Here is a 23,272-nt window from a genome sequence, read left to right on the forward strand (position 1 = left end):
CACCCCGGGGCCGGCGTGACCACCCCGGGGCCGGCGTGACCACCCCGGGGCGGCGCGGCTACCGCCGCCCCGGGTCAGTCGGTCGCCCCGTCCGGGCCCGCCCGGAGCCGGGAGCGGCGGTAGCCGTACAGGGCGTAGACGACCGCGCCGATCAGGAACCACAGCCCGAAGCGCAGCCAGGTCTCCGCGGCCAGGAAGGTGATCAGCCAGAGCGAGAAGACCGCCCCGAGGGCGGGGACGACCGGCATCCCGGGCAGCCGGAAGGTACGCGGCGCGTCCGGCCGGCGGTACCGCAGCACGATCACCGCGACACAGACCACCACGAAGGCGAGCAGGATGCCGATGTTGGTCAGCTCGGCGGCCTGCCGGATCGGCAGGAAACCGGCGATCACCGCCGAACCGGCCCCGACGATCCAGGTGACCCGGCTCGGCACCCGCCGCACCGGGTGCAGCTTGGCGAACCAGCCGGGCAGCAGACCGTCCCGGCTCATCGAGTACCACACCCGGGTCACGCCGAGCATGAAGGTGAACATCACCGTCAGGATGCCGATGATCGCGCCGACCGCGATCACGCTGGCCAGCCCGGAGAGCCCGACCGAGGCGAACGCCGACGAGAAGCCGCTCTCCGGGTCGATCCCGGTGTAGTTCTGCATCCCGGTCAGCACCAGCGTCGCCAGCACGTACAGCACCATCGAGATGGCCAGCGAGTAGAGGATCGCCTTCGGCATGTGCCGGCGGGCGTCCTTCGACTCCTCGGCGGCGGTGCTCATCGCGTCGTACCCGAACACCGCGAAGAAGACCGTGGCCGCGCCGGTCAACGCGCCCCCCACCCCGAACGGGAAGAACGGCGAGTAGTTCGCGGTACGCACATGGAAGAAACCGACCACGATCACCAGCAGCACCACGGCGACCTTCAGCCCCACCACGACCGTCTCGAACCGGGCCGCGCTGCGGATGCCCCGGTTCAGCAGGAACGCGATGAGCAGGCAGAGCAGTACGGCGAACAGGTCCACCACCCGGCCGTCTCCGGTGCCGGGCGCGCCGAGCATCCACTCCGGCAGGTCGACGCCGAGTTCACCGACCAGGAAGCCGAAGTAGCCGGAGATGCCGATCGCCACCACCGCCACGATCGCGGTGTACTCCAGCAGCAGGTCCCAGCCGATGAACCAGGCGACCGCCTCGCCGAGCACCGCGTAGCTGTAGGTGTACGCCGAACCGGCCCGGGGGATCATGCCGGCGAACTCGGCGTAGGACAGCGCCGCCGCCGCGCTGGCCACCCCGGCGATCAGGAACGACAGCAGCACGGCCGGTCCGGCGGTCTGGTTGGCGACCGCGCCGGCCAGCGCGAAGATGCCCGCGCCGATGATGCCGCCCACCCCGATCGCGGTGAGCTGCCAGAGCCCGAGCGACCGGGCCAGCCCGTCGTCGCGCTCCTCGGTGATCTCCTCGACCGGTTTGCGGCGGAGCAGTCCCCGGCCGACCGTGGTACGCCGTGCGGAGGTCATCGCCACCCCCTCATTCGATCCACTGTGCTCGATGACCGTGCGGATACCCGGTTACCGTCCGACGCAACCACCGTCGGGGTCGGAACCGACCCGAGCGCCGATTTCTTCCAGCGGGGTGGATCAGTCGGGGGCGGTACCGGTCCGGCGGACGTACTGGCGGTCGGCCTCGTCCCGGACGACCAGGCCGATGCCGGCGAGTTCCCGGCGCAGGTCGAGGGCGTCGTCGCGGCGGCGACGTTTCAGGGCGTCCTGCCGGGCCCGCAGCAGCGCGTCCGCCCCGGCCGGCAGGCCGGGCAGGCCCGGCACCCAGCGCCGCCAGTCCGTCCGGTGCGGGTCCTCCGCCACCCACGGGTACCCGTGCGTCCGGAACGCGGTCCGCAGTCGCCGGCCGCTCAGGTCGGACTTCTCCCGGACCAGTTCCTCGTCGTCCGGGCCGAGCAGGACGAGCTGCCGGCCGTCCAGGTGGACCGCCCGGACCGTCGCCCGGGGCAGCTCCCGGGTCCGGCCGTTGCGGCGCAGGGCCACCCGGTCGGCGCCGACGCGGACGACCAGACGTTCCCAGCTGGCGACACCGGCCAGCGCCAGCCCGGCGAGCACGCCCAGCGTGAGCGCACCGACCGTGGCGGGCGGCTCGGGCAGTTCGGTGTACCAGCGGGCCAGCCGCCGCAGCGGGCGCCACGGTACGTCCACCAGCCAGGGCGCGAAGGCGGTCAGCAGCCAGCCGGCCCCGGCGCCGAGCAACGGGAAGCCGGCCCAGAACACGGCCAGCTCGCCACCGCCGCCACCGACCACCGTCGGCACCCCCGGCCCGCCGGACCGGTTGGAGCCACCCGGCCAGCCCGACCGCTCCGGCCGGCTGGAGCCGCCCAGCCAGCCCCGCCAGCCCGACCGGTCCGACCGGCGGAAGCCGCCCGGCCGGACCGGGTCACGGCCGGTCACGACACCTCGCGCCGCATCGTCCGGACCAGTCCGGCGACCAGCGGTACGACCAGCCACACCAGCAGCGACACGCCGAGTCGGGCCCACTGCCCCGCGGTGACGTCCGGCGTGGTGAGCGGCGCCATCGTCACGGTGGTGTCCAGCCACTGCGCCGGCTCGCGCAGCGCCTTGATCATCTGCCCGAGGACGGACCAGACGGTGGGCAGCACGAAGTACAGCACGATCGCCAGCGGGGTGTTGCCCAGCAGCAACCCGAACCCCATCCCGATCAGCACGTTCGCCACCTGGAACACGAGGGCGTGCAGCAGCAGCGAACCGGGCACCGACCAGGTGCCGGCCCCGCCGGTGAGCCCGGCGACGGCGGTGGCGGTCGCCGCGACCGCCACGCTGGCGACCACCGAGACCGCCGCCGCGAGCACCACCGCGACGAGCTTCGCCGCCACCACCCGGTGCCGGGCCGGGACCAGGGCGAACGTGCTCAGCGCGGTCCGCTGCGACCACTCCCCGGTGACCGAGAGGATGCCCAGTACGGGCAGCAGCAGCCCCACCGGCAGCAGCGACGGCTCGAAGAAGGCCCGGAAGGTCTGCTCGGCGTCGGGCAGGACGAACAGTTGCACGGTGGCGATCGCGGCGGCGGCCAGCACGATCACCACCAGCAGCCAGCGCCCGGCCCGGGTGTCGGCGAGCTTGCGCAGCTCGACCCCGGTCAGCCGGGCCAGGGACGGGCGTCGTTCGGTCGGGACGACGGACGGCGTCCGGCGTGCCTCGGCGGTCAACGTGGTCATCGGACGGCCTTCCTGGTCGACTGGTCGGCGGTGAGGGTGAGGAACAGCTGCTCCAGGCCGCCGCTGCCGGCCGGACGCAGTTCGAGCAGCGCCACCCCGGCGTCGGCGGCGGCCTGCCCGACCGCGCCGGCCTCGGCGTGCACCAGCAGCCCCCCGTCGGTGCTGCTGGCGGCGTCGAGCCCGGCCGAGGCCAGCGCGGCGCGCAGCGCGTGCGGGTCCCGGGCCCGGACCAGGGTGCCGGCCCCGGCGAGCAGCTCGTCCCGGCCGCCCTGGGCGACCACCCGGCCGCCGCCGATCACCACCAGGCGGTCGGCCACCGCCTCCACCTCGCGCAGCAGGTGGGAGGAGAGCAGTACCGTCCCGCCCCGGTCGGCGAAGTCGCGCAGCAGGCCGCGCATCCAGAAGATCCCCTCCGGGTCCAGGCCGTTGGCCGGCTCGTCCAGGATCAGGATCCGGGGGTCACCCAGCAGCGCGTGCGCCAGGCCGAGCCGCTGCCGCATCCCCAGCGAGTACGCCCCGACGCGGCGCTTGGCCGCCGCCGCGTTCAGCCCGACCCGGTCCAGGGTCGCCGGCACCCGCGCCGGGTCGACGCCCATGGTGCGGGCCGCCAGGGCCAGGGTCTCCCGGCCGGTACGCCCGGCGTGCTGCGCCGAGGCGTCCAGCAGTACGCCGATGCGGCGGCCCGGGTTGGGCAGCCGGCGGTAGGGCACCCCGTCGACCGTGGCGCTGCCGGACGTCGGGGACGTCAGACCGCAGATCATCCGCATGGTGGTGGACTTGCCGGCCCCGTTCGGACCGAGGAAGCCGGTCACCGTGCCCGGTGAACAGGTGAAGGACACGTCGTCCACGGCGGCGTGCGGGCCGTACCGTTTGGTGAGGTTCTCGACCGAGATCATGCCGTCGAGGCTGCCCCCGCCACCCGGCCATCCGCTGCGGCCGGGAGTGCCGGACCGCACCGACCTTGGTCGACGTGTCGGACTCGACTTTGGTCGGTACCGGCGGCCCGGTGACGCTCCGTAGCATGGGGGCATGAGCAGCGCCGTCGCCGTACCCGATCATCCCTGGCTGCTGCCCGGCGTACTGGCCCGGCCGGCGGACCCGACCCGGCGGTCCGCCCGGCGGACCATGCGGGACTGGCTGGTGGACGTCCTCTGCTTCGTCCTCGCCCTGGGCTGGACGGTCGTGGCGACGGTGGACGCCGCCTCGCCCGAACCGCAGTTCGCCACCCGGCTGCCGTACGGGTGGATGATCCCGGCGGACGCGGCGCTCGGGGTGCTCTTCGCCGTCCTGCTCTGGTTCCGGCGGCGCTGGCCGGTGGCGCTGGCGGTGGCCTCGCTGCCGCTGACCGTCTTCTCGATGGCCTCCGCCGTCTCGTCGTTGATCATCTACTTCACGGTGGTGGTGCACCGCCGCACCGCCGTGGCCATGGTCGTCACCGTCGCCGGCCTGCTGACCAACCTGGCCTTCAGCCACCTGCGCCCCGACCCGAACCTGTCGTACTGGGCGACCACCGCCTGGGGAGTGGTGTTCAGCCTCACCGTGCTGGCCTGGGGCATGTTCGTCCGGGCCCGCCGACAGTTGATCGTGTCGCTGCGGGAACGGGCCGACCGGGCCGAGGCCGAGCAGCAACTCCGGGTCGCCCAGGCCCGGCAGGTCGAGCGGACCCGCATCGCGCGGGAGATGCACGACGTGCTCGCCCACCGGATCTCCCTGCTCAGCCTGCACGCCGGGGCGCTGGAGTTCCGCCCCGACGCACCGCCCGAGGAGGTCGCCCGCGCCGCCGGCGTGATCCGGGGCAGCGCGCACGCCGCCCTCCAGGACCTGCGCGCGGTGATCGGGGTGCTCCGGGCCGAACCCGCCGGAGCCGCCGCCGTACCGGAACGACCGCAGCCCACCCTTGCCGACGTGCCGGCGCTGGTCGACGAGTCCCGGGCCGCCGGGGTCCGGGTCGAGCTGCGCGACCGGGTCGACACGCCCGACGCCGTCCCGGCCACCGTGGGCCGCAGCGCGTACCGGATCGTGCAGGAAGGGCTGACCAACGCCCGCAAGCACGCCCCCGGTGCCCTGGTCACCGTCGAACTGGCCGGTGGGCGGGGCGACGGGCTGACCGTCGAGATCCGTAACCGCCGTCCGGTACGCGAGGCGACCGACCCGGAGATCCCCGGTACCGGCACCGGGCTGGTCGGGATCGCCGAGCGGGTCCACCTCGCCGGGGGACGCCTCACCCACGGCCGGGACTCCTCCGGTGACTTCCGGCTCGCCGCCTGGCTCCCGTGGCCGGCATGACCGGCCCGGACGCTGCGGGCGGCGGGACCGGTGTGCCCGGCGGGACCGGTGTGCCCGGCGGGGCAGGTGTGCCCGGCGGGGCAGGTGTGCCCGGCGCGGCCGGGCCTGGTGGGCCCGGCGGGCCGCCGGTCCGGGTGCTCGTCGTGGACGACGACCCGCTGGTCCGGGCCGGGCTGTCGATGATCCTCGGCGGCGCGCCGGACCTGCGCGTGGTCGGCGAGGCCGGCGACGGCAGCGAGGTGCCCGCCGCCGTCGCCGCGTACGCGCCGGACGTGGTCCTGATGGACATCCGGATGCCCCGGGTGGACGGGCTGGCCGCCACCGAGGCCCTGCGGGCGCTGCCCGACCCGCCCGAGGTGCTGGTGCTGACCACCTTCGACGCGGACGACCAGGTGCTCCGGGCGCTGCGGGCCGGGGCGGGCGGGTTCCTGCTCAAGGACACCCCGCCCGCCGAGATCGTGCAGGCGGTCCGCCGGGTCGCGGCCGGCGAGGCGACCCTCTCGCCGACGGTCACCCGCCAGCTGATCGCCCACGTGACCGCGTCCACACCAACCGAGGCCCGCCCCGACCCGAGGCGGGACCGCGCGCTACGCCTGCTCGCCGGGCTCAGCCAACGGGAACGGGAGGTCGCGGTCGCGCTGGGCCGGGGCCGGACCAACGCGGAGATCTCCGCCGAGCTGTTCATGAGCGTGGCCACGGTGAAGGCGTACGTGTCGAGGCTGCTGACGAAGCTGGAACTGAACAACCGCGTCCAGGTGGCCCTGCTCGTCCACGACGCCGAACTGGTCTGATCCGGTTCCGACGGTCCGCCTCCGCGATACACTCATCGTTGAGTGTTTCACGCGTGAGGGTATCGGCGGTGAGTGTTTCGTGGACGGCTTCGTGGGGCGTACCCGGGAACTCGGGCTGCTGGACGGTCAGCTGAAGCGGGTGGTCCGGGGCGGCCGGGCGGGCCGCCCCGGACGGGCCCTGCTGATGCGGGGCCGGCGTCGGGTCGGCAAGTCCCGGCTGGTCGAGGAGTTCGTGGAGCGGGCCGGGGTGCCGTACCTCTTCTTCACCGCCTCCGGCCAGCCCAGCGTGGAGGCCGACCTGGCGCTCTTCGTCGAGGCGGTGGCGGCCTCGACCCTGCCCGGCGCTCCGCTCTTCGCGGCCCAACAGCCGCGCACCTGGGACGCCGCGCTGACCCTGCTCGCCGCCGCGCTCCCGGTCGACCGGCCGAGCGTGGTCGTGTTGGACGAGATGCCGTACCTGATCGCCACCGATGCCGGCTTCGAGGGAACCCTCCAGAAGGTCTTCGACCGGGAGTTGTCCCGCCGTCCCGTACTGCTGGTCTGCGTCGGCTCGGACCTGGGGATGATGGAGGCGCTCAACGACTACGGGCGGCCGTTCCACCAGCGCGCCACCGAGATGGTCGTCCCGCCGCTGAGCCCCGCCGACGCCCGGGACATGCTCGACCTGCCGGCCGCCGAGGCGTTCGACGCCCACCTGGTCACCGGCGGCCTACCGCTGATCATGGACGAGTGGCCCGCCGGGGCCACCCTGTTCGACTACCTCGCCGAAGCGGTCACCGACCCGACCTCCGCTTTGCTGGTCAGCGGGGAACGGGCGTTGGCCGCCGAGTTCCCGGCGCAGTCCCAGCCCGGCGCGGTGCTCCGGGCGATCGGCTCCGGCGAGCGCACCTTCTCCCTGGTCATGCGGGCCGCCGGCGATCTGCCCCAGGCGTCGCTGACCCGGGCGCTGCGCACGTTGAGCGCCAAACGGATCATCGAGGTGGCGGTGCCGCTGTCCACCAGAGCGTCCCGGGAGACCCGGTACAGCGTCGCCGACCCCTACCTGCGGTTCTGGCTCTCCTTCCTCGGGCCGTACCTGGCGGAGATCGAACGCGGGCGGGGAGACCTGACCCTGGCCCGGATCAGGGCGAACTGGCTGTCCTGGCGGGGCCGGGCGGTCGAGCCGTTGGTACGGGAGGCGCTGCGCCGACTGCCCGAGGGCTTCCTGCCGGCGGAGACGGCGGTGGTGGGCGGGTACTGGACCAGGACGAACGACCCGGAGATCGACCTCGTGGGGGCGGACCGCGCCCCGGTCGCCCGGCGGATCACCTTCGTCGGCTCGGTGAAGTGGCAGGAGAACCGGCCGTTCGACGGGCACGACCTGGGGCGGCTGCTGCTGCACCGCACCCGGCTCCCGGGCGCGGACGAGCAGACCGTGCCGGTCGCGGTGTCCCGCAGCGGTGGGACCGTCGAGGGGGTACGTGTCCTGTCGCCGGAGGACCTGCTTCTCGCGTACCCGGATTGAACCGTGTCCGCCGGTGGCCCGTACCAGTGGGCGAGCGGTGCGGCGCATCGGCCGCCCCGCCGCCGAGCGACGGGAGCCTGTCGTGCCAGTTGGCGAGGAGTCGACGGATCCGATCGACCGGGCGCTGGGTGATCTGCCACTGCCGGTGCCCCTGACCCCCGAGGACGTCCGGATCGCGGTCCGGGCTGTGGTCGTGCACGCCGCCGAGGAGTGGCCGGCCGGGCCGAGGTGCCGCAACGACGGCCTGCCGTACCCGTGCCGGCTGAGCCGCTGGGGACGGCGGGTGCTGGAGACGCACGGGCTCTCCGAACGGCAGGTGGACGCGCTGGTCCGGCACGGTAACCCGTTCGTCCGGGTACCGTTCCCGTTCGTCGTGACCGGCCCGACCAGGGTCACCCGCCCGGGGCCGTACCCGGCGCGTGACCCGGCGGTCCGGACTGCGTCCCCGGCCCGGCCGGTCGCCCGGCCCGGCGGCCAGGGCCGCCCGGCGGCTCCCGGGGTCCCCGCGCCGCGCTGGCCGCAGGCGAGCTGAGGGACCCGGGCCGGGCCACCGGACGCACGGCCGGACGCCCCGGTCACGGCCGGTCGACTGCTCGGCCCGTTGTCGCAGGTCACCTCGGCGTGCCATGGTGCGGCGGTACCGGCCGATCGGCGGTAACGTCACGCAGCGGGGCGACGCGGGAGGTGGCATGGCACGGGGCGGGATCTTCTGCCTGGAGGGCCAGTGGCACCGTGACCTGCACGAGCGGGGCTCGGTGCTGCCGACGTTGGAGCTGCTGGAGCGGCTCGGCCGGATCCGGTTCATCCACAAGGACGCCGCCACCCCGGACGAGTTGAACTTCTTCCTGGACCGGTGGCTGCTCCGCCAGTACGCCGACTACCGGGTCGGCTTCTTCGCCATGCACGGCACCCCGAGCCGGCTGCACCTCACCGACTGGCACTCCGTCGAGCTGACCGACGTGGCGGAGAAGATGGCCGGCCGGTGCGAGGGCAAGCGGATCTACTTCGGCAGCTGCTCGGTGCTGCGCGCCTCCGACGCCGTACTGCGGGAGTTCCTGGCGGTCACCGGGGCCGCCCTGGTCTGCGGGTTCACCCGGGACGTCGACTGGGTGGAGTCGGCCGCCTTCGAGACCGTCCTGCTCGACGTGCTCGCCAACGGCCAGCAGCACAACGCCGCCGAGCGGCGGATGGGCTCGGCGCACTGGGCGCCGCTCGCCTCGTACCTGGGATTCCGGGTGATCTACGCCAACGGCCGGGCGTGGCGGCCGACGAACCGGCCCCGGGTGCCCGCCCAGGCGGTCGGGGAACCCTCCGCCGCCCGACCGCGCTGAGCCCCCGCCCCGCCGACCCGCGCCGGGGGAGCGCTGCGGCCACGGCGCGGCGCTGGTAGAAACGAGCGATGGCACGCAGCATCGCGACGAACAACCAGGTGGACCGGTCGGGTCTGATCGACTTCCTCGCCGCACGGCACCGCGCGGTGCTGATCACCATGCGGGCCGACGGGCGACCGCAGTCCTCCCCGGTCGCCTGCGGGGTCGACGGCGCGGGCCGGTTGGTGATCTCGACGTACCCGGAGCGGGCCAAGGTACGCAACATCCGCCGGGACCCCCGGGTCTCCGCCTGCGTGCTCTCCGACGACTGGAACGGGCCCTGGGTGCAGATCGACGGTACCGCCGAGGTGCTCGACCTGCCGGAGGCGCTGGAACCGCTGGTGGAGTACTTCCGGAGCATCTCGGGGGAACACCCGGACTGGGACGAGTACCGGCAGGCGATGGTCCGGCAGGGCAAGTCGCTGATCCGGGTGACGATCGACTCGTGGGGGCCGGTCGCCACCGGCGGATTCCCGGCCCGCCTGGCCGACTGACCGGCCGCCGCCCGGTGCGCTGTCGGCTCAGTAGGCGGCGGTGAACCGGGTGTTCAGGTGACGCGGGTTCTCGATCTCGTCCAGCACCGCCACCGCCAGGTCCTCGTACGACAGCACGGACCGGCCCTGCGCGTCGGTGACCGGATGGTCGCCGCCGGTGCGGTACCGGCCGGTGCGCTCGCCGGGGTGGAACTCCAGCGGTGGCGGCGAGAGGTACGTCCAGGGCACCCCGTCGGCGGCGGAACGGTACAGGTCCAGCGCCTCGGCCTGGCCCAGCGCCGGGTCACGGTAGCGGTCGGGGAAGTCCGGCGCGTCGAGGAACCGGGTGCCGTCCGGGGCGAGCAAAGTGGCCCCGCCGCCGAGGTGGATGATCCGGGGCGGATCGGGCACCTCGCGCAGCGTCGACACCAGCGTCCGGGCCGCGTCCGGCCAGAGCGTCCGCTCGCCACCGCCGACCGCGACCACGAAGACGTCCGCCTCCGGCGCGAGTTCGCGTACGCTGCGCGCCGAGGTGACGTCACCGGTGACCACCCGGGCCTCCGCCGGCAGGTACGTGACCGCCTCCGGACGCCGGACCGCGGCGGTGACCCGGTGCCCACGGCGGACCGCCTCGGCGGTGATCCGGGAACCCGCGGTGCCCCCGGCGCCGAACACGACGATGTTGCTCATGGCCGCCTCCCCGCCTGATCGACGTGCTCCGCCTCCAGGCTAGGGAGCGGTCACCCCGGCTGTCGGCGGAACGGCGATCCCGGCCCGGCCGGCGACCGGGCCGGACCCCGGACCGGTCGTGGCCCGGCCGGCGGTGGTTCAGTCGACCAGCGCGGAGTAGACGAGCTGGCGCAGTTGCGCCCGCAGCGGGTAGGTGCTCGACGGCAGGAGCTGGGTGTAGAGCTGGGCGGTGATCTCCTCGGCCGGATCCACCCAGAAGGCGGTACTGGCCACCCCGCCCCAGTAGTACTCGCCGACGCTGCTCGGCACCCGGCTGGGGATGGGATCCTGCACCACCGCGAAACCGAGGCCGAAGCCGATCCCGTCGAAGATCGACTCGGCGAACCCGCCGACCGAGAGGGCGCCCAGGTCCTGCCCGCCGGGCAGGTGGTTGCGGGTCATGAAGCGTACGGTGCGCGGGCCGAGCAGGCGTACCCCGTCCAGCTCGCCGCCGCGCAGCAGGAACTGGGTGAACCGGTGGTAGTCGTACGCGCTGCAGATCAGGCCGCTGCCGCCGGCGTGCAGGGTCGGCCGCTGCCGGGCGGCGGCCCCGAGCTGCTCGTGCCGCAGCAGCCGGCCGGTGCGCGGGTCGGGCACGTAGAGCGCGCCGAGCCGTTCGGCGTCGTCCCCGTCGACCCACCAGTGCGTGTCGGTCATGCCCAGCGGGCGGAGGATCCGCTCGGTGAAGAACTCGTCGAGCCGCTGCCCGGAGACCACCTCGACCAGCCGGCCGAGCACGTCGGTGGCGACCGAGTACCCCCAGGCGCTGCCGGGCTGGTAGAGCAGCGGCAGCTCGGCCAGGGCCACCGAGGCGGCGGCCAGGTCGACCCCGGCCGGCCAGTGCAGGTCGTAGCCGGCCGCCCGGTACAGGCCGTCGACCACCGAGGTCTGCATGAAGCCGTACGTCAGGCCGGCGGTGTGGGTGAGCAGGTGCCAGACCCGGATCGGCTCGACCGCGGGCACGGTGTACGGCTTGGCCGCCGAGCCCTTCGCGTAGACCCGTACGTCGGCGAACTCGGGCAGCCAGCGGCTGATCTCGTCGGTCAGCTCGAAGCGGCCCTCCTCCCACAGCATCATGGCCGCGACCGAGGTGACCGGCTTGGTCATCGAGTAGATCCGCCACAGCGTGTCCGCCTCGACCGGGGCGCCGGACTCCACGTCCCGCAGCCCGTAGGTGGACGAGTGGGCGACGTGTCCCCGTCGGGTCACCACGATCTGCCAGCCGGAGAGTTGCCCGGCGGCCACGTACCGGCCGAAGTGCTCGTCGATCCGGGCCAGCCGGGCCGGGTCGAAGCCGATCTCGTCCGGGTCGATGTTCCGCGACACCTTCACACCCCCGAACCTACTAGCCGGTACGTCGGACGGAAAGTGTCGGTGGGCTTCTCTAGGGTGAGAGCCGTGCCGGAGCTGACCGAGGACGCCACCTTCCGCCACGACGACTGGTACGCCGAGGAGATCGTCGACCGGCACTTCGTGCGCTGCTCCTTCCACGACGTCGACCTGACCGAGGCGACCACCCGGGGCGCGGTCTTCACCGAGTGCGTCTTCGGCGGGGTCCGGTTCAACGCCTCCCGGCACGTCGACTCGGCCTTCACCCGGTGCACGTTCACCCGGTGTGTCCTCTTCGACGCCGAGTTCACCGGCTGCAAGCTGGTGGGCAGCACGTTCACCGAGTGCGAGCTGCGTCCGCTGCGGGTGGACGGCGGGGACTGGTCCTTCGTCGCCCTGCCCCGGGCCGACCTGCGGGGGGCGCACCTGGCCGGCGTACGGCTGCGGGAGGTCGACCTGACCGGGGCCGACCTGACCGGTGCCACCCTGACCGGCGCGGACCTCTCCGGCGGGCAGTTCGCCGGGGCCCGGCTGACCCGCTGCGACCTGCGCGGCAGCGACCTGAGCGGGTTGGATCCGACGCTGGTCGAGCGGGGCGGCGCGCTCATCGACCCGGAGCAGGCGCTGGTGCTGGCCCGGGGGCTCGGCTTCGAGGTCCGCTGACCACCGCCGCCGGAAAGCCGTCACCGGCTGTCAGGTATGACTGCCATCCTCAGGGCATGGCATGGTGGTCGGATCTGGTGGACGAGGAGCCGGACTTCGCGCGGCGGGTGCGGGCCCGCTTCGCGGTCCGCAAACACGGGACGATGGCGACGCTGCGGCGGGACGGTTCGCCCCGGATCAGCGGGACGGAGTTCGAGTTCGACGCGGGGGACCTGCGCCTGGGCAGCATGGCGGGCGCGCTGAAGGCGCAGGATCTGCGCCGGGACCCCCGGGTGGCGCTGCACTGCCCGAGCGAGGACCCGCCGGAGGACGACCCGCCCGGCTGGGCCGGTGACGCCAAGATCGCCGGGATCGCGCACGAACTGCCACCCGGCGAGGACGGGTCGCACCGGTTCCGGATCGAGCTGACCGAGGTGGTGCTCACCCGGGTCGGTACGCCGGCCGACCACCTGGTGATCGAGAGCTGGCACCCGGGGCGCGGGCTGCGCCGCCGGCAGCGTCGCTGACCGGTCACCCGTAGGGTGGTCGTCGGTGCGGAACCCGCCACGTCCACCCGCCGTTCCCCGGGCCGACCGGGACGACAGCGGTCGATCGCCGACGGACCCCACCAACCGGTGAAGGCCGCCACCGTGGACGGGTACCCTCCTGGTGTCCACGGGGGAGGATGCCGGCGACCGCGGCACCGAACCGGCACCGGGCCGACGGCACCGTGGACCGTCGTGCGGTTCGTGGCCAGCGTCGGTGTGGCCCGGACGGGAGCGGAGGTTCCGTGGTGCGAGTCGGCTCCGACGAGTCCGGGCCGAGCCCGGCGTACCGCCCCACCGGCCGGACCCGGGTGGCCCTGCGGCGGCTCGCCCGGACCCGGCAGCGTCGCCGCTGGGCGGTGGCGGCGCTGGCCGTCGTGGCCGGACTGGTGGTGTCCGTCCCCTGGCTCGCGGCCCGTCGGACGGTGCCGGACGGCCCGGATCCCGCCGGCCCGCCGGGCGCCGCCCGGTCGTGGCCCAGTGCCCCGGCCGCCCTCCCCACCGGGGCGGACCTGGGCGCCGCGCTGCCCTCACCCGGCCTGCAACCCCGCCGGCGCTGGCCGACGCCCCCGCCCGCGCCACCCACCCCGTCCCGGACGCCGACGCCGGCGGTGCCGCCGCTGCTCGACGTCCGGCACGCGGACGCACCCGCGGTGGTGGACCTGAGTGCGGTGGGCGGCCGGGACTGGGTCCACTGGGGACTGCGCGGCGGCGACTCGGTGGTGCGCAAGCGCGACGGTTCCGGCGAGATCGTCGACCGGGGCGGCTCGGGCGGCCGGGGCGGCCACGACACCAACCCCGAACTGTTCCGCTGGCGGGACGGCACCCCGGTCCGGTCGATCGCCGGTACCTCCACCGGCGTCTACGCCTGCGGGGCCGGCAACGGGTTCGCGCTCGCCGTGGCCGGGAACGGTGAGGTGCGGACGGTCCGGCTCTACGCCGGGCTCTGGATGGCCCGGGGGCGGCTGGAGGCCCGGCTGTCCACCGGTGGCCCGGTCACCACGGTCCGGCTGGAGGACCCGCACACCAACCGGACCGCCGAGTTCACCGTGCGGTTCCGGGCGCCGCCAGGGGCGAAACTGCTGGTCGACTGGCGGGTCGAGCACGCCTTCGACCGGCACTGCGGCAACGTCGACCTCCAGGCGGTGGCGCTGCACTGAGCCGACCCGGTCGGCGGCCGGCGGTTCCCCCGCGGTGTCGCGCCGGGACAGTTTGTCCGTCGCGCTGCGTCCACCCGATCGTAACTTCCTGTTCGGCAGAACCGACGATCTCGGGAGGCTTCGCAGATGAGCGTCACTACCGCTCGCACCGTCCGGCCGGTCACCCCGCACGCCGACGGCGGCCCGGCCGGGGAGGTGCTCCGGGAGATCCCCCTTCCGCCGTACGTCACCGGTGAGGACGCGCAGTTCGCCGTCCGGGCGGTGGTGGTGCACGCCCCGCGTCGCTGGTCCGGCGGGATGGTCTGCCGCAACGACGCCAGCCCGTACCCGTGCCGGCTGCACCGCTGGGGTCGCCGCGTGCTGGCGCTGCGCGGGCTGCGCCCGGCGGAGATCGACGCCCTGGTCGAACGCGGCGACCCGACCGCCCCGGCGTGAGCAGGGGCCCGGCCGACCCGGCAGGGCCCCTGCCCGGCACCATCCGGCAGAGGCCGGCCGGCACCATTCAACCGGGGCCGGCCGGCACCACTCAGCAGGTGATCGGCTTGTGCCAGGAGCACTCCAGGCCCTCGGGGGTACGCGGGGTGTCGGGGACCGTCGGCGGCGTGCGCCGCGCCGTGCTCACGTCCTTGCCGGTGTACGAGGCGAGCGTGACGGCGATCTGGTCCTCCAGGTTCTTCACCGAGGAGGCCAGGTAGTTGTTGAGCACGACGGAGAAGACGAGCAGTCGTCCGTCGGCGTCGGTGACGTAGCCGGACAGTCCGGAGACCCCGGTCAGGCTGCCGGTCTTGGCCCGTACGTTGCCCGCCGCCGGGGTGCCGCGCATCCGGCTGCGCAGGGTGCCGCCGACGAACCGGTCCGCCTCGCCGGCCACCGGCAGGGCGGCGTACCAGTCGGCGAACCAGGGCTCGGAGCGGACGGCGACCAGCAGGTCGACGAACTCGGCCGGCGGGATCAGGTTGCGCCGGGACAGCCCCGACCCGTCGCGTTGGCGCAGGGTGCCGGTGTCCATGCCGGCGTCGGCGACGTACTCGCTGATGGCGGTGAGCCCGGCGGACCAGGTGCCCGACCCGGACAGCACCCGGCCGATCTCCTTGGTCAGCACCTCGGCGTGCCCGTTGTTGGACAGCTTCAGGAACGGCACCATCAGGTCGGACAGCGGCATCGAGTCGTGGCGCGCGACGTTCACCGCGTCGGCGGGGGTGGCCCGGCCCAGCACGGTACGCCCGAGCACCCGTACCCCGTGCCGGCCCAGTGCGGCGCGGAACACGTCGGCGGCGTACCCGGTCGGCTCCCAGACCGTCACCCAGTCGCGGGCCGGGGCGGCGTCGAGGGCGATCTGTCCGGTCACCACGACGGTGTTGGTGCCGTGGGCGCGTTCGAAGGTCACGTCGGTGGTGCCGGTGGCGACGGTGGTGGCCCGGTTGTCGATCCGCAGGTACCCGGTCGACGGGGTGAGGCTGATCTCCGGCCGGGCTCCGGCGCTGGCGCCCGGCGTCGCGGTGACGATCACCGTTCCGGCGTCGTAGTCGGTGTCCGGGGCGACGGTGAGCGCGGAGACCTGTGCGGCGTAGTAGTACGGCTCGTCGTCCCAGGTCCAGTCCGGGCCGAGCCGGGTGGCGTCGTAGCGGGTGTCGTCGGCCACCAGGTTGCCGCTGACCACCCGTACGCCGGTCGCGGCGACCCGGGCGGCGAGCGCGTCGTAGTCCGTGGCGAGCATGGTGGGGTCCCCGCCGCCGCGCAGGTAGAGGTCGCCGGTGAGGATGCCGGCGCGCTGGTTGCCGTCCCGGCGGACGTCGGTGGTGAACCGGTGTCCGGGGCCGAGCAGTTCCAGGGCGGCGGCCGAGGTGAGCAGCTTGGTGTTGGACGCCGGGATCAGCCGCCGATCGCTGTTGCGCTGGTAGACGGGCTCGCCGGTGCTGGCGTCGGCGACCATCACGCCGGTCTGCGCGCCGTCGAGCCGGCTGTCGGCGAGGATCGCGTCGATGGTGGCACTGAGCCGGGTTTCGGCGGGGGTGGGGGCCTCGGCGGTGGCGGTCGGTGCCCCGCTGGTGGTGGCGGTGACGACCGCCGTGGCGAGGACGGCCGCGGCGAGCGTCCGAACATAGCGACGACTTTGCATCAGTCGATGCTGTCATGAAGGTTCTTTTCGGAACAGCCTCGTGATCGAAGGTTTATGCCGATCGCTGGGGCTACTGACCGGGTGGCCCGTCCGGTGGCTGCCCGTGCGGTCTGCTCTGCGGATTCTCCGGCGCACCGCGCAGCCGGGGGGAACGGCTGAGCACCAACGGAGCCACCAGGGCGGCCAACGCCCCGCCGAGCAGCGGGAAGACGATGAACAGCCACAGTTGACGCAGGGCCGCGCCACCCTGGAACAGGGCCGGGCCGAAGGACCGGGCCGGGTTGACCGAGGTGCCGTCCAGGGTGATGCCGACGAGGTGGGCGGTGGCCAGCGCGAGGCCGATCGCCAGCCCGGCCATCAGGGCGTGCTCGGCGCGGCTGGTCACCACCAGCACCACCAGGACGAACAGGAACGTCAGGACGGTCTCCAGCAGCATCGCGCCGCCCCGGTTGATGTGCGCGCCGTAGCCGTTGCTGCCCAGTGTCCCGGTCTGGTCGACCACGTCACCCCAGCGGGTCAACGCCCAGAGCAGGAAGCTGGCGAGGGTGGCCCCGGCGAACTGGGCGACCCAGTACCCGGCCGCCCCGCGTACCGAGATCTTGCCGGAGAGGAGGACGCCGAGCGTCACCGCCGGGTTGACGTGACTGCCGGAGAGCGGGCCGATCGTGTAGACCAGCGCCAGCATGACGAAACCGAAGGCCAGGGCCACCACCACGACGCCGCCCTGGACGCGGGCGGCCACCGCGCTGCCCACTCCGAAGAAGACCAGCAGCGCGGTACCGAGGAACTCGGCGAGATAACGACGGGCGTCGTCCATGCAATCAGCATATTGTGGGATTTGGGATACGAGGGCCGTTCCGGCGAGTTCCGCACTCCACCCGCCGCTGGCCGCCCGGTCCGGCGGCTGGCCGGCCGCCCGCCGTCACCAGCCGCTGACCGGCCCCAACTTGACGGATCCGGCCCCAGCGGGCACGGTGGAGCCGAGGGTGCCGGATGAATTGCCCCGTTCGTGGCAAGTGGCCGCCCGCTTCCCGGCGTGCCCGCACGCCTCCGCCCGATCGAGGGCGCGACCTTCCAGCCCATCGCGGGCACCGACCTGTCAGCTCATCCAGCGAGGAGTTCCGCCGTGCTCACCATGACCGACAACGCCGTACTCGTGATCCGTGATCTCGCCGCCCAGCAGGACGTCTCCGACGCCGGCGGGCTGCGCATCGCGGCCGACACCGCCGCCGGTTCGCTCACCGTCGAGCTGGTCGAGCAGCCCGCCCAGGGGGACCAGGTGGTGGACACCGACGGTGCCCGGATCTTCCTCGACTCCGACGCCGCCGAGCTGCTCACCGACACCTCGGTCGACGCCTCGGTCGACGACGAGGGGGTCGTCCAGTTCGGCTTCACCGAGAAGCCCGCCCACTGACCGGACGGCACGCCCCGCGCCGGCCTGCCGGGCGCACCGCCCCGTGCCGTCAGCCAGCCGGACGGCCCGGTCGCCTCAGTCGGGTCCGTCGTCCCGGAACGGGCGGGCCGACCGGCCACCGGGCCCGGTCCGACGACTCCGCCGTACGCCGGGCCGGTCCGCGCGTCCGCGCTGGTCCGAAGCGGTGGACGGCGGCCAGACCGGCGGCGACGGTGGCCGGCCGGGCGGCGGCGGTGGTCCGCCGGGACGGCGCAGCTCGGCCAGCACGTGGGCCAGATGGTGCGACGTGCCCCAGGCCGCCCAGATGGCGGCCGAACCGGACCCGGCCGCGCCCCGGGCCCGGCGCAGGATCTCGTGGTCCCCCCAGGAGAAGGCGCCCCCGACGGTCGGCCAGTACGGGGCGGAGACCACCGCCCGGCACAGGTCGGCGACCCGGTCGTCACCCCGCCCGCCCCGCCGCGACCAGCGGTACACCCACCAGGTCCCGTCCGCCGTGTACCGCATCGTCCCGTCGGCCGGGTACCGGTCGGCGGGTGATCCGCCCGCCCCGGGACCGGTGACGGCCGGCGAGATCCCGTAGTCGCCGTAGCCCAGACCCAGGTCGGCGAGGTTCCGCCAGAGCAGCCAGTCCCAGCGGACCAGCGGGACCGGCCGGTCGTCGGGCAGGCCGGGCAGCGTGGCCGGCACCGCCCCGGCGGCCACCGTCACCGACCGCCAGGCGTGCCGGCGCGCCCAGCCGGCGAGCCGGCGGACCCGGGGTTCGGTCGCCCGCACGTCGGCCGGGCAGCAGACGTCACCGACGTCGATCAACAGGTCGCACTGTTCCGGTACCAGCCCGGCCCGTCGCCAGATCCGCTCCGCCGCGCCGGTGGCCGCGTCCGGGCCCCACCGGTCCGACCGGAGCCGGAACCGGACCAGCACCCACCCGAGCTGGGCGCGGGCCGCCGCCCCCTGCGCGGCCAGCCGGTCGTCGCTGTCCACGAGCCCGATCACCGGCACCAGTGGTACGTCCTGATGCCACCACCGGAACGTGGTCCCGGAGTCCGGCAGGGCGGCCAGGTCGACGGCGGGGACCAGCCCGGCGGGCAGCTCGCGGAACAGGTCACCGGGGCCGCTGCCGCTGCTGGCCGGGATGGCGCTGGTGGAGGCGGTGGCCCGGCTGGCGGGGACGGTGAGGACCGGCACGATCAGCGCGGCGGCAGCGCCGTCCAGGTGGCGCAGCGCCGCCAGATCGCCCCGCCCGACGGTGAGGATCGGCCGGTAGACCGGCTCCGCCGCGCGCCCCCTGTGGACGGACACCATGCTCCACGCTATCGAGCAATCGCCGCATGGGAAAGTGTCGATCGACGGGTCAGGCGGTGGTCTCCCCGGACCGGTTCCATCGGACGGTCACCTGGAGCTGCCCCTGCACCCCGGTACGGGCGATCACCGCACCCGCCTCGGCGGTCAACTGGACACCGAAGCTGATCTCCACCTCGTCCGGCCGGTCCGCCATGGACCGGAACTGGCCGAGCGCGGCCGACGCGGCGTCACGGACCTGGCCGATGGCCCGGTCGAAGCTCACCCCGACCTTCCGGACCAACCCGTCGGCGCTGGTCGCCGGGGTGATCCCGGGGGGCGTGTCCACGGCCACCAGCACCGTGCCGCCACCGTCGAGCGCGAACTCCACCACGTCGGTCATCGATCACTTCCTCGTCGTCGCCTACCTGGTCAGGCAGGGCAGGTCCAACCATTCCTCGTTCGGAATCCGGCCCCGAACGGTATCGAGCTCGCTCAACAGCGCCCCCAGCGCCTCCGGCTCGTCCAGGTAGCGCAGCACGGCCCGGTGGAACGCGGCGGTCATCGCCGCCGGCATCAGGTCCGACGCGTCCCGACAGAGGGTGCCCCGGCGCAGCGTGTCGGCGATCCGCCGGGACACCCCGTCCGGGTGGTCCGCCGGACGGGTGCCCGCGTTGAGGGTGAAGGCCATCCCACCGCTGGCGTCCCGCCAGGTCCGCCGGGCCCGTTCCCCGGACAGGAACCGGATCAGCGCGCGGGCCTGCGGGGTGTCGTCGAACATGCCCACCACGTCCTCGGCGATCTCGGTGGTCGGGCCGGTGCCGGCCCGGTCCGCGAAGGGCGGGAACGGGAAGAAGTCGAACCGGTCGGGTGCCCGTCGCCGGTAGTCGCGGACGATGTAGGAGCCCTGGTGGTCCAGATGGCACACCGGCTTGTCGGCGAACATGTCGAGGCCGGCCACGTTGAACGTGGTCAGCAGCGCGTTCGGGGTGCTCCGCCCGGCCCGGGTCACCTCGCTCCACGCCTGCCAGACCGCCCGCATCTGCGGTGAGTCCCAGGCCAGCCGTCCGGCTGTCCACTCCCGGTAGAGCTGCGGCCCCCAGCGGTGCAGCAGGAGATCCTCGATCCAGTCGGTGCCCGGCCAACCGGACAGCGGCGGCGCGCCCATGCCCAGACACCACGGCGTGGACAGGTCGGCGCTGACGTCGACCAACTCCTCCCAGGTGGCCGGGGGACGCCGGGCCAGGGCGGGCTGGCGGTCGCGCGCGTACCAGACGAGGCTCTTCGGGATCACGTTCACCGAGAGCCCGTACGTCCGGCCGCCGAGGGTGACCAGTTGCGGTGCCAGGTCCGTCCGCCCACCCGGGTCCAGCACGTCGTCCAGCGGGTACAGCTTCCGGCCCCGGACGTACGTCTGGAGGTCGTTGAGGCGCGGCAGCACCGCCACCTCGGGCGGGCTGCCCCGCTCGACCCCCGAGCGGAGCACCTGACTGACGTCACGGGTGCCCTGGTAGTCCACCTCGATGCCGGTCTCCTCCGCGAAGACGTCCAGCACCGCGGTGAAGGCGGCGGCCTCGGTGTCCGGGGACATCGAGCCGTCCGGCAGGCGTTCCTCGGGCCAGGAGGCGATCACGGTGACCCGACCGGCGGGGGAGTCCGCGCAGGCCGTCAGGCCACCGGTGACGAGCAGGACGGGGGCCAGCAGGAGTCCGATCTGACGTCTCATCGCTCGTGGTACCGGTATTCGTCCAGGCGCGGCTGGAAGCCGAGCAGCACGGTCACCGCGACGCAGAGCGCCGCGACGGGGATCAGGAACTCGCCGGCGAAGCTGGTGGCCGCCGCGGTCGCCCGGTCGGTGGCGTCCTGCCCGCCGAGCCGGGCCGTCCGGTCCAGTTCGGCGGCCGTCGCCCGGCGTGCGTCGGTCACCTGCTCCGACTCCCGTCCGGACGGGACGCCGTCCGGGGCGACCCGGTCGACGGTGTGCCGGCAGCCGCCGAGCGGCTCGCAGGCGGCGGTGAGCTGCCCGGCGAGGCGACCGGCGTCCAGCGCGGCGAGGGTGGTCAGGTGCGCGCTGCGGGCCCGTTCCACCGTCGCGATCTCGGACCGGACGTCGGCGAGCCGGTCGGCCGACCAGAGACTCGACGCGGTGGCGGCGCCCATCACCACCACGAAGAAGGTCGCCAGCAGCAGGGGGGCGTTCAGCCGACGCCGGAACCGGCGACGCAGGTAGGTCTGCGCCACCACCAGCAGCCCGGCCAGCACGAGCACCGGCAACAGCCACACCAGCGCGGTGACCGGCCTGGTCCAGACCCGGTTGGTCTGTTCGTCGAACGCGGCGACCTGCGCCTCGCGGAGCCGGTCCAGCCGGACCAGGATCTCGGTCAGCAGACTGGCGGCGTCCCAGAGGGCGGCGGTACCGACCGGGTTGGCCGGATCGTCGCGTAGCCCCACGTCGGCCCGGGAGACCAGGCCGGTGTAGGTGACCAGCAGCGCCTCGACCACCTGGATGTCCCGGCTGCCCTCGGCACCGGCCGCGTTGGCCTCGGCCACCCGGGCCAGATGCTGCCCGGCGCTGGCGATCTGGTTCTGGTACTCCTCGCCGGGGCCGCCGAGCAGCCGGGTGCCGTCGGAGAACCCGTCCAGCGCCGCGCCGTGCGCTGCCCGCAGGGCGACCTGCGTGTCGTGGACGGCCAGGATCGACGGTACGGACTGGGTCGCGACCGCGTCGGCGGCCCGGTGCACCCCGAGGAAGACGGCGAGGCAGCCGGCCACCGTGACCGCAGTCCCGACCAGCAGGGCCCGCAGCAGCCGGCGCAGCGTACGCCAGGTGGTGCTGGTCAACGCGGTCCCGGTCACGTCGGCACCGCCCCCGGACCGCCGGCGACGGCGGACCCCGACCGACCGGCGGAGTTGTGCTCCGACCGACCTGCGGTGTCGGGACCCGGACCGCCGGTGGCGTCGGGACCCGGACCGCCGGTGGCGTCGGGACCCGGACCGTCGGCGGCCTCGAACGCCGTGCCGCAGCGTTCGCAGAACCGGGCGCCCGGCGGGGACTCCCGGCCACACCCGCAGATCCGGGACGGACCGTCGGCCGGCAACGGCGGGGCCGCGTCGTCGTGCCGGGTGTACGACGAGTGGACCGCCACGTTGATCAGATCGAGCCGGTGCAGGTCGTCGCGGAGGCGCACCCGCCCCGCCGGGGCGTCCACGACCTGCACCAACTGCGCCAGTTCCGCCAGCCGGTGGGAGTCGCCGGTCTCGGCGGCCAACCGGACCGCCCGGCCGAGCAGCCCCACCGCGGCCGACCGGTCACCGGCGTCGTACCGCTCGCAACCGGCGGCGATGAGCTGGCTCAGTTCCTCCTGCCCGGTGAAGTGCGCGACCCGGGGGTCGACCTGGCTGGACAGGGTGAGGTCGTCGGTCCAGTGCACCAGGACGGTCACCGGTCGCGCCGGCCGGGCATCGCCCACCAGCAGGTCGATCCGGGCGACCAGCAGGTTCTCGCCCCGGGGCCGGTCCGTGCCGTCCACCGACAGGCAGAGGTGGTACTCCCGGCGCTCCGTGCCCCAGGACCCGGTCGGGTGGTCCACCGTCCGGTGGTCGACCGGCACGCCGGTCAGCTCCAGCACCGTCGGGTGGACCTGTCGGCAGAACAGCACCCGGCTCGGGGCCACCGTGGTGATCCGGAGGCGGGCCTGCGGCACCTGCTTCGCCAGCGCGGCCCACATGGTCCGGCGGAAGTCCGCCGCCAGGTCGTCGGGGCGGCGGACGGCGGCGGCCGTACCCCCCAGCACCTCGGCGATCCGGGTCAGTTCCCGGGGCTCCCAGCCGTCACCGATGCCCCGGGTGTCGCAGACGAACTCGCCGGCGCAGGTGGCGAGGACCTCCTCCAGCCGGGTGCCGCTCTCGTGCTGGTTACGGCCGTCGGTGAGCAGCAGGGCGTGCCGGATCGCGTCGGGATGCGCCGAGAGCAGCTCCCGGACCAGCTCCAGCCAGGTGCCGATGGCGGTACCACCGGCGGGTACCAGCCGGGCGAGCGCCCGCCGGGCCTCCGCGCGGGTGGTGTCCGTGGCGGTGGTGAGCCGGGGTTCGGCCGGGTAGACCACCCGGGCGGTACGGGTTCCCTCGACCAGGGCGAAGCGCACCCCGTCGGGCAGCAGGGCGATCGCGGCGGCGGCGGCCCGCCGGGCGGCGGCGATCTTGGTACGGGGATGCGTCATCGACTCCGAACAGTCGATCACGATGACCTCGGCCAGCGGTGCCCGAGCGGCTCCGCCCGCCGCCGGAACCTCGACGGCGTGCGCGGCCACGGTGAGCACCCCGTGCAGCTCGCGGTCGGTGGGGGCCAGGAAACGGTCGTGGTCGAAACGCAGCTCGAAGCCGAGGGGCGTGGTCTCCACCGG

24 protein-coding genes are annotated in these 23,272 nt (G+C 74.3%); 11 read left to right on the plus strand and 13 right to left on the minus strand.

Annotated elements, in window-relative coordinates; all coding sequences use genetic code 11:
• Window positions 1-74 precede the first annotated feature (74 nt).
• The 4 genes from PVK37_RS12090 to PVK37_RS12105 all read right to left on the minus strand — a co-directional run bounded on the left by PVK37_RS12090 (window position 75) and on the right by PVK37_RS12105 (window position 4,125).
• Window positions 75-1,505 carry an amino acid permease gene (locus tag PVK37_RS12090; protein ID WP_275033969.1) on the minus strand — a complete coding sequence of 477 codons (1,431 nt, stop codon included), beginning with the start codon at window positions 1,503-1,505 and terminating at the stop codon, window positions 75-77.
• A 120-nt stretch (window positions 1,506-1,625) separates the two neighbouring features.
• On the minus strand, window positions 1,626-2,444 hold the full coding sequence (locus PVK37_RS12095) for a YqeB family protein (protein ID WP_275033970.1): 819 nt from the start codon (window positions 2,442-2,444) through the stop codon (window positions 1,626-1,628).
• Complete coding sequence (locus PVK37_RS12100) at window positions 2,441-3,229, minus strand: ABC transporter permease (RefSeq protein WP_275033971.1); 789 nt, start codon at window positions 3,227-3,229, stop codon at window positions 2,441-2,443. Before PVK37_RS12100 ends, PVK37_RS12095 begins: the two co-directional genes overlap by 4 nt.
• Window positions 3,226-4,125 (minus strand): ABC transporter ATP-binding protein, encoded by a 900-nt coding sequence (locus tag PVK37_RS12105; RefSeq protein ID WP_275033972.1) that lies wholly within the window; start codon window positions 4,123-4,125, stop codon window positions 3,226-3,228. Before PVK37_RS12105 ends, PVK37_RS12100 begins: the two co-directional genes overlap by 4 nt.
• A 133-nt stretch (window positions 4,126-4,258) precedes the next feature.
• Here PVK37_RS12105 and PVK37_RS12110 point away from each other — a divergent pair, with 133 nt between their 5' ends.
• From PVK37_RS12110 to PVK37_RS12135, 6 genes are all read left to right on the plus strand, one after another.
• Window positions 4,259-5,515: a sensor histidine kinase gene (locus PVK37_RS12110; protein ID WP_275033973.1), complete on the plus strand. Its 1,257-nt coding sequence runs from the start codon at window positions 4,259-4,261 to the stop codon at window positions 5,513-5,515.
• The gene (locus tag PVK37_RS12115; RefSeq protein WP_423791073.1) at window positions 5,494-6,306 is read left to right on the plus strand and encodes a response regulator; all 813 of its coding nucleotides are present in this window, start codon (window positions 5,494-5,496) and stop codon (window positions 6,304-6,306) included. Before PVK37_RS12110 ends, PVK37_RS12115 begins: the two co-directional genes overlap by 22 nt.
• 79 nt (window positions 6,307-6,385) lie before the next feature.
• Window positions 6,386-7,810, plus strand: a complete 1,425-nt coding sequence (locus PVK37_RS12120) for an ATP-binding protein (protein WP_275033975.1) — start codon at window positions 6,386-6,388, stop codon at window positions 7,808-7,810.
• 82 nt (window positions 7,811-7,892) lie between these two features.
• Complete coding sequence (locus PVK37_RS12125; protein ID WP_275033976.1) at window positions 7,893-8,342, plus strand: hypothetical protein; 450 nt, start codon at window positions 7,893-7,895, stop codon at window positions 8,340-8,342.
• A gap of 157 nt (window positions 8,343-8,499) precedes the next feature.
• Window positions 8,500-9,141, plus strand: a complete 642-nt coding sequence (locus tag PVK37_RS12130; RefSeq protein ID WP_275033977.1) for a DUF6642 family protein — start codon at window positions 8,500-8,502, stop codon at window positions 9,139-9,141.
• A 68-nt stretch (window positions 9,142-9,209) separates the two neighbouring features.
• Complete coding sequence (locus PVK37_RS12135; RefSeq protein ID WP_275033978.1) at window positions 9,210-9,674, plus strand: PPOX class F420-dependent oxidoreductase; 465 nt, start codon at window positions 9,210-9,212, stop codon at window positions 9,672-9,674.
• Window positions 9,675-9,701: 27 nt separating this feature from the next.
• On the opposite strand, the gene PVK37_RS12140 is transcribed toward PVK37_RS12135, so the two are convergent.
• Both PVK37_RS12140 and PVK37_RS12145 read right to left on the minus strand, forming a co-directional pair.
• Window positions 9,702-10,343 carry an NAD(P)-dependent oxidoreductase gene (locus PVK37_RS12140; protein ID WP_275033979.1) on the minus strand — a complete coding sequence of 214 codons (642 nt, stop codon included), beginning with the start codon at window positions 10,341-10,343 and terminating at the stop codon, window positions 9,702-9,704.
• A gap of 138 nt (window positions 10,344-10,481) precedes the next feature.
• Window positions 10,482-11,714, minus strand: coding sequence for a serine hydrolase domain-containing protein (locus tag PVK37_RS12145; protein ID WP_275033980.1), 1,233 nt, complete (start codon window positions 11,712-11,714; stop codon window positions 10,482-10,484).
• Between the two features lie 66 nt (window positions 11,715-11,780).
• On the opposite strand from PVK37_RS12145, the gene PVK37_RS12150 reads away from it, so the two are divergent.
• The 4 genes from PVK37_RS12150 to PVK37_RS12165 all read left to right on the plus strand — a co-directional run bounded on the left by PVK37_RS12150 (window position 11,781) and on the right by PVK37_RS12165 (window position 14,493).
• A complete protein-coding gene (locus tag PVK37_RS12150) occupies window positions 11,781-12,374 on the plus strand; it encodes a pentapeptide repeat-containing protein (RefSeq protein WP_275033981.1) in 594 nt (197 codons plus the stop codon).
• Between the two features lie 56 nt (window positions 12,375-12,430).
• Window positions 12,431-12,880 (plus strand): pyridoxamine 5'-phosphate oxidase family protein, encoded by a 450-nt coding sequence (locus PVK37_RS12155; protein WP_275033982.1) that lies wholly within the window; start codon window positions 12,431-12,433, stop codon window positions 12,878-12,880.
• Window positions 12,881-13,146: 266 nt separating this feature from the next.
• Entirely contained in the window at window positions 13,147-14,058 is a 912-nt protein-coding gene (locus PVK37_RS12160) for a hypothetical protein (RefSeq protein ID WP_275033983.1), read from the plus strand.
• 126 nt (window positions 14,059-14,184) lie between these two features.
• Window positions 14,185-14,493 (plus strand): hypothetical protein, encoded by a 309-nt coding sequence (locus PVK37_RS12165; RefSeq protein WP_275033984.1) that lies wholly within the window; start codon window positions 14,185-14,187, stop codon window positions 14,491-14,493.
• A gap of 91 nt (window positions 14,494-14,584) precedes the next feature.
• Here the strand turns inward: PVK37_RS12165 and dacB are convergent, their stop codons facing one another.
• On the minus strand, window positions 14,585-16,177 hold the full coding sequence (gene dacB, locus PVK37_RS12170; protein WP_275033986.1) for a D-alanyl-D-alanine carboxypeptidase/D-alanyl-D-alanine endopeptidase: 1,593 nt from the start codon (window positions 16,175-16,177) through the stop codon (window positions 14,585-14,587).
• A 70-nt stretch (window positions 16,178-16,247) separates the two neighbouring features.
• On the minus strand, window positions 16,248-16,994 hold the full coding sequence (locus tag PVK37_RS12175; RefSeq protein ID WP_275033987.1) for an MIP/aquaporin family protein: 747 nt from the start codon (window positions 16,992-16,994) through the stop codon (window positions 16,248-16,250).
• A gap of 309 nt (window positions 16,995-17,303) precedes the next feature.
• On the opposite strand from PVK37_RS12175, the gene PVK37_RS12180 reads away from it, so the two are divergent.
• Window positions 17,304-17,591, plus strand: coding sequence for a HesB/IscA family protein (locus tag PVK37_RS12180; protein WP_275033988.1), 288 nt, complete (start codon window positions 17,304-17,306; stop codon window positions 17,589-17,591).
• Window positions 17,592-17,666: 75 nt separating this feature from the next.
• On the opposite strand, the gene PVK37_RS12185 is transcribed toward PVK37_RS12180, so the two are convergent.
• Genes PVK37_RS12185 through PVK37_RS12205 form a run of 5 tightly spaced genes read right to left on the minus strand, consistent with a single transcriptional unit; the run spans window position 17,667 to window position 23,269 of the window.
• Window positions 17,667-18,893, minus strand: coding sequence for a beta family protein (locus PVK37_RS12185; RefSeq protein WP_275033989.1), 1,227 nt, complete (start codon window positions 18,891-18,893; stop codon window positions 17,667-17,669).
• A gap of 49 nt (window positions 18,894-18,942) precedes the next feature.
• Window positions 18,943-19,272 carry a CU044_2847 family protein gene (locus PVK37_RS12190; protein ID WP_275033990.1) on the minus strand — a complete coding sequence of 110 codons (330 nt, stop codon included), beginning with the start codon at window positions 19,270-19,272 and terminating at the stop codon, window positions 18,943-18,945.
• A gap of 21 nt (window positions 19,273-19,293) precedes the next feature.
• On the minus strand, window positions 19,294-20,595 hold the full coding sequence (locus tag PVK37_RS12195; RefSeq protein ID WP_275033992.1) for an ABC transporter substrate-binding protein: 1,302 nt from the start codon (window positions 20,593-20,595) through the stop codon (window positions 19,294-19,296).
• Complete coding sequence (locus PVK37_RS12200) at window positions 20,592-21,725, minus strand: hypothetical protein (RefSeq protein ID WP_275033994.1); 1,134 nt, start codon at window positions 21,723-21,725, stop codon at window positions 20,592-20,594. Before PVK37_RS12200 ends, PVK37_RS12195 begins: the two co-directional genes overlap by 4 nt.
• Window positions 21,722-23,269 (minus strand): VWA domain-containing protein, encoded by a 1,548-nt coding sequence (locus tag PVK37_RS12205; protein WP_275033995.1) that lies wholly within the window; start codon window positions 23,267-23,269, stop codon window positions 21,722-21,724. The genes PVK37_RS12200 and PVK37_RS12205 overlap by 4 nt, the downstream gene beginning before the upstream one ends.
• Window positions 23,270-23,272: the final 3 nt, after the last annotated feature.

Origin of the sequence: Micromonospora cathayae, assembly GCF_028993575.1 — a bacterium.
Classification (GTDB): Bacteria; Actinomycetota; Actinomycetes; order Mycobacteriales; family Micromonosporaceae; genus Micromonospora; species Micromonospora cathayae.

Excerpts from the sequence above, each read along its gene's own strand:
- PVK37_RS12130 (WP_275033977.1), top strand. The coding sequence starts at position 8,500 with ATGGCACGGGGCGGGATCTTCTGCCTGGAGGGCCAGTGGCACCGTGAC.
- PVK37_RS12190 (WP_275033990.1), bottom strand. The coding sequence starts at position 19,272 with ATGACCGACGTGGTGGAGTTCGCGCTCGACGGTGGCGGCACGGTGCTG.
- PVK37_RS12175 (WP_275033987.1), bottom strand. The coding sequence starts at position 16,994 with ATGGACGACGCCCGTCGTTATCTCGCCGAGTTCCTCGGTACCGCGCTG.
- PVK37_RS12090 (WP_275033969.1), bottom strand. The coding sequence starts at position 1,505 with ATGACCTCCGCACGGCGTACCACGGTCGGCCGGGGACTGCTCCGCCGC.
- PVK37_RS12100 (WP_275033971.1), bottom strand. The coding sequence starts at position 3,229 with ATGACCACGTTGACCGCCGAGGCACGCCGGACGCCGTCCGTCGTCCCG.
- PVK37_RS12155 (WP_275033982.1), top strand. The coding sequence starts at position 12,431 with ATGGCATGGTGGTCGGATCTGGTGGACGAGGAGCCGGACTTCGCGCGG.
- PVK37_RS12105 (WP_275033972.1), bottom strand. The coding sequence starts at position 4,125 with ATGATCTCGGTCGAGAACCTCACCAAACGGTACGGCCCGCACGCCGCC.
- PVK37_RS12165 (WP_275033984.1), top strand. The coding sequence starts at position 14,185 with ATGAGCGTCACTACCGCTCGCACCGTCCGGCCGGTCACCCCGCACGCC.
- PVK37_RS12135 (WP_275033978.1), top strand. The coding sequence starts at position 9,210 with ATGGCACGCAGCATCGCGACGAACAACCAGGTGGACCGGTCGGGTCTG.
- PVK37_RS12110 (WP_275033973.1), top strand. The coding sequence starts at position 4,259 with ATGAGCAGCGCCGTCGCCGTACCCGATCATCCCTGGCTGCTGCCCGGC.
- PVK37_RS12195 (WP_275033992.1), bottom strand. The coding sequence starts at position 20,595 with ATGAGACGTCAGATCGGACTCCTGCTGGCCCCCGTCCTGCTCGTCACC.
- PVK37_RS12140 (WP_275033979.1), bottom strand. The coding sequence starts at position 10,343 with ATGAGCAACATCGTCGTGTTCGGCGCCGGGGGCACCGCGGGTTCCCGG.
- dacB (WP_275033986.1), bottom strand. The coding sequence starts at position 16,177 with ATGCAAAGTCGTCGCTATGTTCGGACGCTCGCCGCGGCCGTCCTCGCC.
- PVK37_RS12185 (WP_275033989.1), bottom strand. The coding sequence starts at position 18,893 with ATGGTGTCCGTCCACAGGGGGCGCGCGGCGGAGCCGGTCTACCGGCCG.